This is a genomic window from Actinoallomurus oryzae, assembly GCF_039541955.1.
Lineage (GTDB): Bacteria > Actinomycetota > Actinomycetes > Streptosporangiales > Streptosporangiaceae > Actinoallomurus > Actinoallomurus oryzae.
In genome coordinates this window covers 148,014-161,576 of the sequence record NZ_BAABHF010000045.1, presented here as the reverse complement: position 1 = coordinate 161,576, position 13,563 = coordinate 148,014, and the positions used below count along the sequence as shown (strand labels likewise).

The following is a 13,563-nucleotide window of genomic DNA, read 5'->3' as shown; positions in this document are numbered from 1 at the left end:
GGCGGATCTCCTTCGGGCGCATGAGAGTCAGCGGTAGGAGGGAGAGGGGACGTCGGACACGGGCACGCCGCCACGCTCGTCGTCCAGGGTGACGAGGCTCACCGGCGCGGTCGTGGCGGCGGTGCGGGCGACGGTCGCGAGGGCGAGAGTGTTGGTGCCGTGCTGTTTCAGCAGGCCGGCGGGCAGGGTGAAGTCGGTCTGCGGGCCGATGTCGCCGCCGTACTGCCCGAGGTTCCAGCCGTTGAGGAAGATCTGCACGCGGTAGCCGGTGCCGACCGGCCCGCCGAACCGCAGCGCGATCGGCAAGTCCTGGCCCTTCGGCAGGTCGAGCCGGAACGTCGTGCGCCGCCAGGTCACGCCGGGCGACACGTGGGCCGGGGCGCCCGCCGTCCAGGACCCGTCGGGGTACCCGGGCAGCGACCAGCCGTTCCGCTCGCCGTACAGGCCGCCGTTGTTCAGCGGACCGCGGGTCCGGTCGGCGAGGTTCTCCCCGCCCTTCGCACCCTGGATCCGCCACGAGATCGGGGCGGTGGACCCCGCGATCGAGACGGCGTACAGGCCGCGCGGCTGCTTGAACCGGTTGTCGTCGGCGATCCAGTCGTCGTTGTGGCCCTGGTTCTCCACCAGGACGGACAGTTCGGCGGGCTGACCGGCCTTGACCAGCCCGGCGGGGACGGTGAGGTCACCGCGCCCGGGGTCGGGGTTGACCGGCGCGTCCGCGTCGGCCTCGACGCCGCCCGCGGCCGAGCCGAGGTACCGGCCGTTCAGCCAGACCAGGTACGACCCGCGCTTGCCGGTGAACGCGTTGAGCGACACCTTCGTCTCCGCGCCGGTGCCGGTGAACCGGCCCCGGTACCAGACGTCGCCGTAGTGGTAGCCGTAGTGGTCGTAGGTGACCTGGTGCCGGGCCGTGGCGCCCGGCGACACGGCGGCGCGTGTCGCCGAGGCGGGCTGGGCCACGACCGCCAGTGCGGCGGCGACGGCCGCGACGAGGGCGAGGAGTCTGGTTCTCACGGCGTGCCTACCTCAGGGAGAAGGTGCTGAGTCGCAGGTCGCCGCGGAACACCAGATAGACGTCGTGGCGGCCCTTCGCGCCGTGGAGCGCGGCGGTCGTGGTCGCGTACCTGTAGACGTCCCCGGTGGCCGCCACCGTGGCGGTGCCCGCGAGCGGACCGGTCGGCGAGTCGAGGTGGACCTCGATGGAACCGCCGCCGGCACTCGCCGTCGATCCGGTGAAGGTCGCCGCGCCGGCGCCGAGCGACACGTCGGCGAACCTCAGCCAGTCGCCGCCGGTCGCGCCGACCGCGTCACCGCGCTCCTTCGTCTCGTCGACGAGCCGGACGCCCTGGTAGTCGTCGAAGTCGACCGCGCGGGTCGGCTTCGCCAGGTCGCGGGCCGGGATGGTCTCGCCGTTCACGCGCAGCGCGGCCCGCTGCCGGATGTCGGCCGACGACGCGCCCACGAGCACGTCGTACGTCGAGGTCTCGACGACGTTCCTGTCCCGCGTGACGTCCCAGTGCGCCAGGTCGGCGGTCTTGAACGTCAGCCGTACCGTCGCGCTCCGGCCCGCGGCCAGGTGCACCCGCTGGAAGGCGCGCAGCTGTCGGACCGGCTCCTTGTCGCGCGAGGTCCGCTGGTGGGTGTAGAGCTGGACCACCTCGTCACCGGCCCGTTTCCCGGTGTTGGTGACCTTGACGGTGGCGGTCACCCGCCCACCGGCCGAGCTCACCCGCAGGTCGCCGTAGCGGAACGACGTGTACGACAGGCCGTGGCCGAACGGGTAGAGCGGCGTGCCCTTGTAGTACTGGTACGTGCGGTCGGACTTGATGATGTCGTAGTCGAGCAGGTCCGGCAGGTCGCCGTCGGAGCGGTACCAGGTCTGGGTGAGCCGCCCCGCCGGGTCGCTGTCGCCGAAGAGGGTGTCGGCGACGGCGTGCCCGGTCTCCGCGCCGGCGTGCGTGGTCCACAGGATCCCCGGGACGTTGGCCTGCTCCCAGTTCAGCGTGGTCGGGTAGCTGTTCTCCACCACGACGACCGTGCGGGGGTTGGCGGCGCGCACCGCCTTGATCAGGTTCTCCTGGCTCTCGGCGAGGGCCATCGTGGTGCGGTCGTGGGCCTCCCGGCCGTTGATGAACGGCATGCTGCCCACCACGACGACCGCGGCGTCCGCGCCCTTGGCCGCCTTGACGGCCTGGTCGGTGCCGCTACGGACGACGTCCCTGCCGAAGTGCGACGCCTCGTCCTTGGTGGCCAGGATGAGCGTGCCGTCGTCCCCGGCCTTGAGGTACTTCTTGTCGCCGTACCAGGACTCGTCCGTCTCGTAGCCGGCGTACCGCAGCAGGTAGCTCCCGTCGTCCTGCTTCTCCAGGGTGAACATCTGCTGGACGTACCAGCCGTTCGGCTGCGCCTGGTCGTTGACGATCGTGTCGCCCCCGTTGTAGCGGCCGGCGTACTTGCCGTTCGCGACGCTGCGCAGGGTCAGCTTCCCCTGGCCCCAGTCGAAGACGTCGAACTGGGTGGTGGTGTCGGGGCTGGTGGCGCTCTCCTTCAGCGCGGCCCCGGACGGGCCGGTCCCGGCGGTGACGTACTTGCCGGTGGCGACGTCCTTGAGCGCGATCCGGTCGGTGCCCTCGCTGTCGGTGACGGTGCCGGCGGAACCGAGCCGCTCCCTGATGCCGTCGAGCGGGGTGACCTCGTACGGCAGTGCGGCGGAGTACCAGTCGGTGTAGAGGGTGTTCTCCAGCGGGCCGACCACCGCGACCTTCGTGCCGGTCCGGGCGCTCAGCGGCAGGGCGTGGCCGGAGTTCTTCAGCAGCACCGTGGCCTGGTCGGCGGTCTGGCGGGCCAGTTTCCGGTGGGCCGGGCTGTCGATCACATCGGGGCCGATCCGGGCGTACGGGCCGCCGTCCGGGTCGAAGTCGCCCAGCCGCACCCGGATGCTCAGGATGTGCCGCACCGCGGTGTCCACGTCGGACTCCTTCAGCAGTCCGGTGGACAGCGCCTCCTTGACGGCCGTGGTCGTCGGGCCCGCGTTGGTGTCGTCCGTGGTGAAGCTGTCCAGGCCCGCCTTGAGCGCCGCGGCGTCACCCTCGGCCAGGGTGGGGTAGTACTTCTCGCTCCCGACGAGGTTGTTCGGGGCCCCGGCGTCGCTGACGTTGAGCAGGTCCCGCCGGGTCCACGTCCGTACGACGTCGTTCAGGTCGGGGTTGACCGTGTTGGGCCGCCCGTTGACCAGGTTGTAGGAGGCCATGACGCCGGTGGCCGCGTCGGCGGAGATCGCGGCGGAGAACGCCTTCCGGTCGTACTCGTTCTCCACCCGCGGCCGCAGGTCCGAGGAGGTGGTGTCCCGGTTCGCCTCGTTGTTGTTGGCCAGGTAGTGCTTGAGCACCGGCGCGGCCCTGAGGTGGTCCGGGTCGGGGCCCTCGATGCCGGAGCCGTACGCCGTGGAGATCGCGCCGGTCAGGTACGGGTCCTCGGAGTACCCCTCCTCGTTCCGGCCCCAGCGGGGGTCGCGGAGCAGGTTGACCACGGGCGCCCACAGTTGCAGGCCCCACACGTCCGGGTTGAGCGTGTTGTATCCGCGGGCCTCGTCGCCGACCGCCGAGCCGACCTGCTTGATCAGTGCCGGGTTCCACGTCGAGGCCAGGCCGACGGCCTGCGGAAAGACCGTGCCCCGCGCGGTGACGACGGCGCCGTTGTTGTGGATGTCGGTGGACCAGGCGACCCCGTGCAGCGCCTCGGTGCCCGTCTTGAACGCCTTGACCCCCAGGCGGGGAATGGCCGGTTCGTACTGGTGGAGCAGCGACACCTTCTCGTCGAGGGTGAGCCGCCCCAGCAGATCGTCGACACGGGTGCTGAGCGACAGCTTGGGATTCTGGAAGGGATACGTGGTCTTGGCGTGAGCCGGACTGCTCACCCCGACGACGGCCAGCAGGGCCGCCGCCAGGGCGCGTCCATAATTGAGGGACACGGTGACGACCTCCTAGTCGAAAGGCTTCGACGACGGCCCCCGAGAGAATGTGGCGATGTGGTCGCGGTACCAGTGCGCGCTGTCCTTCCAGGTGCGCTCCTGGGTGGCGTAGTCGACGTGGACGATGCCGAAGCGCTTGGAGTAGCCGTGGGCCCACTCGAAGTTGTCCAGCAGCGACCAGACGAAGTAGCCGCGCACGTCGGCGCCGGCCTCCATGGCCCGGCCGACCGCCGCGAGGTGGTCCCGCAGGTAGTCGATCCGCCGCTGGTCGTGCACCCGGCCGTCGGCGTCGACGCGGTCGTCGAACGCCGCGACGTTCTCGGTGATCATCACCGGCATCGATGGGTGGTCCCGGTGCAGGCGCAGCAGCAGCTCGGTCAGGCCGGTCGGGTCGATGCTCCAGCCCATCTCCGTGTACGGTCCGGGCTGCCGGACGAACTCCACGTCCTCGCAGCCCACCCACGGCGACGCGGTGCCGTCGCCGTGCCCGTCGGCGGTCGCGCGCGGCGCGCCGCCCTCCCACGGCCGTACGAGCGTCGGCGTGTAGTAGTTCACGCCCAGCACGTCCAGCGGCGCCGCGATCGTCGCCTCGTCACCGTCGCGTACGAAGGACCAGTCGGTGATGTGAGCGGTGTTCTCCAGCAGGTCGGCGGGGTAGGCGCCGTCGAGCATCGGCCCGAGGAAGACTCGGTTGGCCACCGCGTCCACCTTGCGGGCGGCCTCGGCGTCGCCGCGCACGTGGTGCAGGTTCAGGGTGACCGACACCCGGCCCGGCAGCACCCGCGCGGCCAGGCCGTGGGCGAGGTTGAGGTGGTGAGCCGCGGCGAGCGCCGCCGCCGGCTCGGTACGGCCCGGGGCGTGCACGCCCGAGGCGTAGCCGAGGAAGGCCGAGCACCACGGTTCGTTCAGCGTCGTCCAGGTGTGCACCCGGTCGCCGAGCGCGGCCCCGATCCGCTCGGCGTACTCGGCGAACCGGTACGCCGTGTCACGCTCCGGCCAGCCGCCGGCGTCCTCCAGCGACTGCGGCAGGTCCCAGTGGTACAGCGTGGCGACCGGCGCGATGCCGCGCTCCAGCAGCGCGTCGACGAGCCGGGAGTAGAAGTCGATCCCGCGCCGGTCGTGGATCCGCGGCCACGCGACGGAGAACCGGTACGCGCCCAGGCCGAGCGCGCTCATCGTCTCCACGTCCTCGGCCCAGCGGTGGTAGTGGTCGGTGGCCACGTCGCCGGTGTCACCGTCGCGCACCCGGCCCGGCGTACGGCTGTAGGTGTCCCAGATCGAGGGCACCCGGCCGTCCTCGTCGGCGGCCCCCTCGATCTGGTACGCGGCGGTGGCCGCACCCCACACGAAGCTCATCCAGCGACTCCCCTCACAGTGATGGCGTCTCCACGGGCTTCGACCAGCAGGCCCTGATCGTGCTCGGCGGTCGTGCCGCCCTCCACCGAGACCGCGGCGGGCCGGACGCCCGGCAGCAGCAGCCGCCACCGGTCCGCACCCTCGGCGGTGACCCGGACGACGTCGCCGTCGCGGGTGGTCGTGAACGTGGCCGCGGTGTCCCCGCCCGGGCCCGGGATCTCGGTCGTCACCCGCGCGCCGTCGGGCAGCGCGTACGCGTGCAGGGTGACGCCGTCGGCGTGGTCGTAGTCCGGCCGGTCGTCCACCGAGCCGAACGGGATCACCGAGCCCGGCCGGGCCAGCAGCGGCACGGAGGAGAACCCGTGCCGCTCGCGGACCCAGCGCCCGCCCGCGACCGGCTCGCCGGTCAGCACGTGCGTCCAGGTGCCCTCGGGCACGTAGTAGTCGACCTCGCCGTCCGCGGAGAAGACCGGCGCGACGAGCAGGTCGCCGCCGAGCATGTACTGGCGTTCGAGGTGGGTCACGGCCGGGTCCCCGGGGAACTCCAGCACCATCGCCCGCATCATCGGCAGCCCCTGCCCGTACGCCTCGCGGGCGACCCCCTGCAGGTACGGCATGAGCCGCGCCTTCAGCCGGGTGAACGCCCGCAGCACGTCGACCGCCTCCTCGTCGAACAGCCACGGCACCCGGTACGACGAGCTCCCGTGCAGGCGGCTGTGCGAGGACAGCAGGCCGAAGGCGATCCACCGCTTGAACAGCGCCGGGTCCGGCGTCCCCTCGAACCCGCCGATGTCGTGGCTCCAGTAGCCGAAGCCGGACAGGCCCAGCGACAGGCCGCCGCGCAGGTTCTCGGCCATCGCCTCGAAGGTGGACTCGCAGTCGCCGCCCCAGTGCACCGGGAACGCCTGCGAGCCGGCCGTCGCCGAGCGGGCGAACAGCACGGCCTCACCCTCGCCGCGGCGCTTGCGCAGCAGCTCGAACACCGTCTCGTTGTAGAGATAGGTGTAGTAGTTGTGCATCCGCTCCGGATCGGAGCCGTCGTGGTAGACGACGTCGGTCGGGATGCGCTCGCCGAAGTCGCTCTTGAAGCAGTCGACGCCCATGTCGAGCAGCGCCTCCAGCTTCGCGGCGTACCACTCGCGCGCCGCCGGGTCGGTGAAGTCGACCACGGCCAGGCCGGGCTGCCACTTGTCCCACTGCCAGACGTCGCCGTTCGGCCGCTTCAGCAGGAAGCCGCGCGCCTTCCCCTCGGCGAACAGCTTCGAGCGCTGCGCGATGTAGGGGTTGATCCAGACGCAGATCCGCAGCCCCCGCGCCCGTAGGCGCTCCAGCATGCCGCGCGGGTCGGGGAAGGTCCGCGGGTCCCACTCGAAGTCGCACCAGTGGAACTCGCGCATCCAGAACGTGTCGAAGTGGAAGACCGAGAGCGGCAGGTCCCGCTCGGCCATCCCGTCGATGAAGCCCGTCACCGTCTCCTCGTCGTAGGAGGTGGTGAACGACGTGGACAGCCACAGCCCGAACGACCAGTCCGGCAGCCGCGCGGGCCGCCCGGTCAGCGCGGTGTACCGGCGCAGGATGTCCTTGGGCGCGGGGCCGTGGACGATCAGGTAGCGCATCGTCTGGCCCGCGACGCTGAACTGCGTACGTGCGACGTTCTCGGAGGCCACCTCGAAGGACACGTGGCCCGGGTGGTCGACGAAGACGCCGTAGCCGGCGTCGGTGAGGAGGAACGGCACGTTCTTGTACGCCTGCTCGCTGGCCGTGCCGCCGTCGGCGTTCCAGATGTCGACGCTCTGGCCGTTCTTGACGAGAGGGCCGAACCGCTCGCCGAGCCCGTACACGTGGTGGCCGACACCGAGGTCGAGCTGCTCGCGGATGTGGTCCCCGTCCGGCGTCTCCATGAGCGCGGTGCTCTTGGCGCCGTTCCCGGTGAGGACGCGGCCACCGGCGGAGAACTCCACGCGCCACGGCCCGGTGCGGGCGACCCGTACGGACAGCGCGCCGGAGGTGAGCACCGCGGCGTCATCGTCGACCGACACCACCGCCCCGGCGTCCTCCTCGCGCAGTGTGAACCGGGGTCCGCGCGGCTCCTCACCGGCGAAGTGCGTGATCGTCACGGAGATGACGTCCGGCATGGGGGAGGAGTAGGTCAACGTGAGTGCCGGGCCCCTGAGCAGGTCGCCCCGGTGCCGGATCGGCTGCGCCGGCGCGTGCACGGTGAACGAGCCGGGCGCGGTCTCGACGTCGAGGACCCCGTTCGGATAGGAGGCCTGAACGCCGTCGCGCAGCATCCAGTAGCCGTCGGTGAACTTCAACCGGGCCCCTTACTTCGCCGAGCCCACGGTGATGCCGCGGGTGAGAGTGCGCTGGAAGATCAGGAAGAACACGATCGCGGGGAGGATGCCGAGCAGCGCGGAAGCGCTGGTCGTCGTGGCGTCCATCATCTTCTGGCCCTGCAGGACGCCGAGTGCCACCGGCACGGTCTGGTTCTCGTTGGAGATGAGGAAGACCAGGGGGAGGAAGAACTCGTTCCAGGTCCAGATGAAGAAGAAGACGAAGAGCACGCCGAGCGTCGGCCGGCTGATCGGCACGACGACCCGCCACAGGATCCGCAGCCGGCCGGCGCCGTCCATCCGGGCCGCCTCGAGGATCTCGCGCGGGAAAGCCGACAGCACCGAGGACAGCAGGTACGTCCCGAACGCGGTCTGGATCGCGGTGAAGATGATGATCACGCTGAGCCGGGTGTCGTACAGGCCGGCCTTCTTGGAGATGAAGTACAGCGGGTAGACGAGGACCTCCTGCGGCATGGTGTTGGCCAGCAGGAAGATCACCATGATGGAGACCCGCCCCCGCACCCGCCCGATGCCGAGCGCGTAGGCGTTCAGCACCGACAGGATCACCGCGAGCACGGCCACCGAGCCGCTGATCAGCACGCTGTTGGCCAGCTTGTGGCTGAAGTCGACGCGTTCCCAGAAATCCTTCAGGCCCTGGAGGTACAGGCCCTTCGGCAGGCTGAGCGGCCCGTGCGAGGAGTACTCCGCCGGCGACTTGACCGCGTTGAGGGCGATGATGGCGAACGGCAGGAGCATCACCACCGCGAGCACGATGAGCGAGACGAGCACCGCGTACGACCCCGGCGTCCTTCTGCGTACCGTGACGGAGTTCAAGAGCCCTCCTTCGTCGGAGGAGAGACCACGAGCGCTGTGTTGTCGGTTCGCTCGCTCCGCTCGTTCACGCGTTCGCCTCCTCCGCGCGGGCCTGCCGCCGCAGGAACACCACGGTCAGCACGACGGTGATCAGCGTCAGCACGGTCGCGATCGCCGCGCCGTACCCGACCTGCGTCTTCTCGAAGAAGTTCTGCCAGGAGTAGAAGGCGGGCACCCGTGTCGCGTTGCCCGGACCGCCGCCCGTGAGGATGTAGACCTTGTCGAAGCTCTTGATCGCGGCGACCGTGCAGATCAGCAGCACGACGTACAGCTCGGGCCGGATCTGCGGGATCGTGATGTACCAGAACCGCCGCCACCACGACGCCCCGTCGATCTCGGCGGCCTCGTACAGCGAGGGGTCGACGCGCTGGAGGCCGGCCATGAAGACGATCAACGGGAAGCCGATCTGCACCCACACCATGACGCCCATGACGGTGTAGAGCGCGAGCTTCGGGTTCCCGAGCCAGTCCTCGCGGAGCGAGCCGAGACCGATCGCGCGCAGGGTCTCGTTGAGCGCGCCGTCCTCCGGCGCCAGGATCCAGGCCCACACGATGCCGGCGACCGCGAACGGCAGCACCTGCGGCACGTAGATGCAGGCCCGCAGCACCGAGGCCGTCCGCGGGCCGAACCTGCGGCCGATCACGTCGAACAGCGCGGCGGCCAGGACGAGCCCGATCGCGGCCGGGATGATCGCCATGGCGATCACCAGGGCGACGTTGTGCCCGAACGAGGCCCAGAAGTCGCCGTCGGACAGCAGCTTCGTGTAGTTGGCCACACCGGTCCAGCGGGGGCTGCCGATGCCGTCCCACGTGGTCAGGCTGATGCCGATGTTCATCACCAGCGGCACCAGGATGACCGCGACGAACAGCGCTCCGCTGGGGATCAGGTAGACCGCGTAGGTGAGCTCGCGCCGTCGCCGGGGGCCGGGCCTTCGCGTCGCCTCGGCGGGCGGCGCGCTCAGCGTCTGTGTCATCGGTGACTCGGCGGCTCAGTGGCCGACGTTCGACAGGTTCTCGTCGTACGGCTTGGCGAACGAGTCGAGTACCTGGGCGGGCGAGGACGTGCCGTTCATGAGCTTCTGCGTGCCGGCCACGAGCACGTCGTAGTAGCCGGGCGCCGGCCAGTCGGGGTAGAAGCCGAGCCCGTCGTTGTTCACGAGCGTGCGGTAGTTCTCGATCAGCTTCTTGTTCTTCGGGTCCGTGACACCGGCCGGGTCGGCGTCGACCGGGACGCCGCCGTTGTTCGCCAGCAGGTTCTGGATGTCCTTCTTCATCGTGATGGCGATGAAGTCATAGGCCAGCTTCTTGTTGGACGAGCCCTTCGGCACCACCCACAGGTTGCCGCTCGACCCGAGCGTCATCCTGGTGCCGGGCCACAGGAACGTGTCCCAGTCGAAGTTCTTGATCTCCTTCTCGAAGCGGCCGTACCACCAGCTTCCGGAGAAGAACATCGGGTTCTTGCCGGACATGAACGCCGTGCCGGCCGCCTCGGCCTTGGTGCTCACGGTGTTCTTGGCGATGTAGCCCTTCCGCACCCAGTCGGCGAAGGTCGTCGCGGCGTACGTCCACGCCGGGTCGTGGAAGTCGACCTTGCCGGTGTAGCGCTCGAAGCGGTCCACCCACGGGCGGTCGGCCTTGCTCAGGGCGAGCTGGTACAGGTATTGCTGCGCCGGGTACTCCGCGCCGCCGTTGGCCAGGGGAGTGACACCGTTCTTGACGAAGGTGTCCATCGCCGCGGTGAGCTCCTCGAACGTGGTCGGCACCTTCACGTGGTACTTGTCGAAGAGCTTCTTGTTGTAGAAGACCTGCAGGTACTCGGCGTAGTTGGGCACGCCGTACCACTTGTCGCCGCCCATGACGCCCTTCGCGTCGTACTTGGCGGTCTCGGCGACGTTGGGGCTGAGCTGCTTGTCCCAGCCGCGCTTGACGACCTCGGCGGACATGTCGGTCAGCAGGCCCTGCTTGGCGAGCAGGCCGGTGGTCGCGTTGCCCTTGTTGTACTCCAGGATGTCCGGCGCGTCCTTGGAGTTGAGCACCATCGGCGCGGTCTTCTGGATCTGCTCGAAGTCCTTCTCCTCGAACTTGACCTTCACGCCGGGATGGGTCTGCTCGAACTCCTTGATCGCCTGGCTCCACGCCACCCCCATGGCGCTGTCCGGGGCCTCGTAGTGCCAGAGCCGGAGCTCCTTGGCCGAGGAGCTCGATCCGTTGCCGCCGCACGCCGACAGTGCCAGCAGGCCTGCGGCGAGCGCCGCGAGCGTCTTTTCGGTCTTCAACATCGGGGGTTCTCCTCAGGGGAGGGGCGGAGTGCTCGACCGGACGACGAGGCGCGGCGGGAGCAGCGTCGACGCCGGCACCTCCTGCCCGTCGAGCTTGGCCATGAGCAGGGTGACCGCCTGCGCGCCCACCTCGTCGGCGGGAATGGCGATCGAGGTGAGGCCGAGACGCTCGGCGAGGTCGTCGGGCGCGATGGCGATGACGGACAGGTCGTCGGGGATGCGGCGGCCGGCCGCGCGGAACGCCGTCAGCAGCGGTTCCGTGGCCGGCTCGTTGTGGACGACCACCCCGGTCAGGTCCGGGTGGTCGCGGAGGAGCCCGGTCGCCGTCGACCGGGCGTCCTGAGGGTCGCAGGGCCGGACGACCGCGCGGACGCCGCGCTCGGCGGCGGCGCGCTGGAAGCCCGTCTTGGTGCGCTCGGCGAAGCCGGTGCCGCGCTCGTACACGGCGGGCGGCGCGCCGACCAGCGCGATCTCCCGGTGGCCGAGGTCGGCCAGGTGCTCCGCGCACGCCGCGCCGGCCGCCTCGAAGTCCAGGTCGATGCAGGTCAGCCCGGTCGCGTCGGCCGGGAACCCGATGAGCACCGACGGCCGGCCGAGTGAGCGCAGGACCGGCAGCCGTACGTCGTGCAGCTCGACGTCCATCACGATGATCGCGTCGACCAGGGCCGTGCCCGCGACGCGTTCCAGCCCGTCCACGCCCTCGTCCTGGGTCAGCAGCAACACGTCGTGGTCGTGGGTGCGGGCGGTGGTGACGGCGGCGATCGCCATCTGCATCACCACGGGCACGTGGATCCCCGAGCGCAGGGGGACGACCAGGGCGATGACGTTGGAACGGCTGCTCGCCAGGGCGCGCGCCCCGGCGTGCGGGCGGTAACCGAGCGTTCGCACGCTGTCGAGGACCCGGCGGCGCGTCTGCTCGGAGATGGAGCGCTTGCCGCTGAGAACGTACGACACCGTGCTCGGCGAGACACCGGCGTGCCGGGCCACGTCAGAGATCTTCACCATGTCTCGCTCCCGCCGTCGAAGCGCTTCGACTGCCGAATGTTAAAACCGTCACATCCCGGACGCAATAGTCTCGGCCGGATTTGTGGGAGCGTTCCCACCGCAGGTCGGAGGCGTTACCTTGGTGATCTTGAGAAAGACGGCCCGCGTCGGCGGGCCGGCGGGCCCCTGGTTTCCGCCGAGCGACATGCGGTCATGCGGTTTTATTGGGAGGATTGTCGGCTGAGGTGGTGCATGGGGCGTGTGAGGCGATAATCGCCTCCACTTCATGGGGGAGGACACGTGGCCGGCTGGCCGAATATCGAACGGGCCGAGGACCGGTGGCTCGCGGAGTCGCTCGGCTCCGACCGGGCCGCGCCGGCTCGTCTGTACGACCTGTACGCCGCGCGGCTGTTCGACTACTGCCACGTCCTGCTGCGGGACGAGCGGGCCGCCGCGCAGGCCCTGCTCGACGCGCTGCTGATCGTGCGCGAGGGCGGTGGCGACCCGGCGTCGTTCCGCGGCCGGCTCTATGCCGTGACGCGTGAGGTGTGCCTGCGCCGCCGGCCCGAGGCGCCGGCCGAGCGCCGGCGCGCCACCGAGGCGGCGGGCGGCACGACGGACGAGGCGACCCGGCGGCTCGTGCACGCCGCGCTGCTGGTGCTGAGCGGCCGGCAGCGCGAGGTGCTCGACCTGGCCCTGCGGCACGGCCTGCGCGCGGACGACCTGGCCCCCGTCCTGGGCATGTCGCCGGACGACGCCGCGTCGACCGTCGTCCGGGCCCGGCGGGAGCTGGACGACGCGTTCGCCGCGGTCCTCATCGTGACGACCGGCCGCGCCGACTGCCCGAGCGTCTCGGCTCTCGCCGGCCCGGCGGACCGGCCGCTCGACGCGCGCACCTGCGGCATCCTCTCCCGCCACATCGACGGCTGCCCGATCTGCGGCTCGCGCGACGACCTGGCGGTCTCCTCCGCGCGGCTGCTGGACGCCATGCCGGTCGCGGCGGTCCCCGACGACCTGCGTGAGCAGTTCCTCGCCGCCACGGCCGACGACCCCTGGTTCGCGGACGCGCGTTCCCCGCTCACGGCGGCCGCCGAGGCGGCCGCGGCGACGACCGCCATGCCGGCCGCCGGGCGCACCGGGCGCAGGGCCGCGCGCGAGCGGCCGCGGACCGGTTCGCGCCTGTGGCCCGTCGCGGCCGGAGTCGCGTTCGCCACCGCGATGGCGGGCGGCACCTTCTACGCGCTGTCCGGTTCGGGCAGCCAGAACGCCGGCAACGACCAGGCCATGCCGTCGCGCTCCGGCGACCTGCTGTCCGGCGCCCCGTCCCCCTCCGACTCCAGTGTTCCGCTGTCCGGCCGGGGCAGCACCTCACCCAGCCCGACGCCGTCCGACTCCAGCGGCACGCCCACCCCCACGCCGACACCCAAGCACAGCTCGCCGGGGGACACCCCGGACCCGACCTCGTCCTCGCCGCACCCGCCGGCCCAGCCCCCGCCGCCCGCGGCGGGCACCCTGTTGGTCTCCGGATGCTCCATGCGCAGCCACCACAGCTGCACGGTCAGGGTCACCGCGTCGGGCGGCCCGGTGAGCTGGAGCGTCACCGGCACGAGCGGCGGCGTCAGCGCGAGCGGCAGCGGCTACCTGAACGCCGGAGAGTCCGCCGGCGTCACGGCGTACCGCAGCAACGACTGGTGCTGGGGCCACCACAGCGGCTCGGTCTCCTTCTCCAGCGGCGCGAGCGCCTCGGTCGACTGGAGCTGCTGACCGAG

9 protein-coding genes are annotated in these 13,563 nt (G+C 71.0%); 1 reads left to right on the top strand and 8 read right to left on the bottom strand.

Annotated features, from left to right (window positions below):
- Positions 1-27: 27 nt before the first annotated feature.
- From ABEA10_RS35855 to ABEA10_RS35820, 8 genes are all read right to left on the bottom strand, one after another.
- On the bottom strand, positions 28-1,014 hold the full coding sequence (locus ABEA10_RS35855; protein ID WP_345471646.1) for a beta galactosidase jelly roll domain-containing protein: 987 nt from the start codon (positions 1,012-1,014) through the stop codon (positions 28-30).
- Positions 1,015-1,021: 7 nt separating this feature from the next.
- Positions 1,022-3,970 carry a glycoside hydrolase family 3 protein gene (locus ABEA10_RS35850; protein ID WP_345471644.1) on the bottom strand — a complete coding sequence of 983 codons (2,949 nt, stop codon included), beginning with the start codon at positions 3,968-3,970 and terminating at the stop codon, positions 1,022-1,024.
- A gap of 12 nt (positions 3,971-3,982) precedes the next feature.
- Entirely contained in the window at positions 3,983-5,326 is a 1,344-nt protein-coding gene (locus tag ABEA10_RS35845; RefSeq protein WP_345471642.1) for a GH1 family beta-glucosidase, read from the bottom strand.
- Positions 5,323-7,641: an alpha-xylosidase gene (yicI, locus tag ABEA10_RS35840; protein WP_345471640.1), complete on the bottom strand. Its 2,319-nt coding sequence runs from the start codon at positions 7,639-7,641 to the stop codon at positions 5,323-5,325. Before yicI ends, ABEA10_RS35845 begins: the two co-directional genes overlap by 4 nt.
- A 9-nt stretch (positions 7,642-7,650) precedes the next feature.
- Complete coding sequence (locus tag ABEA10_RS35835) at positions 7,651-8,493, bottom strand: carbohydrate ABC transporter permease (protein WP_345471638.1); 843 nt, start codon at positions 8,491-8,493, stop codon at positions 7,651-7,653.
- A 64-nt stretch (positions 8,494-8,557) separates the two neighbouring features.
- The gene (locus tag ABEA10_RS35830) at positions 8,558-9,505 is read right to left on the bottom strand and encodes a carbohydrate ABC transporter permease (protein WP_345471636.1); all 948 of its coding nucleotides are present in this window, start codon (positions 9,503-9,505) and stop codon (positions 8,558-8,560) included.
- Positions 9,506-9,520: 15 nt separating this feature from the next.
- Entirely contained in the window at positions 9,521-10,810 is a 1,290-nt protein-coding gene (locus ABEA10_RS35825) for an ABC transporter substrate-binding protein (protein WP_345471634.1), read from the bottom strand.
- A 12-nt stretch (positions 10,811-10,822) separates the two neighbouring features.
- Positions 10,823-11,815 carry a LacI family DNA-binding transcriptional regulator gene (locus tag ABEA10_RS35820; RefSeq protein ID WP_425551007.1) on the bottom strand — a complete coding sequence of 331 codons (993 nt, stop codon included), beginning with the start codon at positions 11,813-11,815 and terminating at the stop codon, positions 10,823-10,825.
- Between the two features lie 279 nt (positions 11,816-12,094).
- Here ABEA10_RS35820 and ABEA10_RS35815 point away from each other — a divergent pair, with 279 nt between their 5' ends.
- Complete coding sequence (locus ABEA10_RS35815; protein WP_345471632.1) at positions 12,095-13,558, top strand: RNA polymerase sigma factor; 1,464 nt, start codon at positions 12,095-12,097, stop codon at positions 13,556-13,558.
- Positions 13,559-13,563 lie beyond the last annotated feature (5 nt).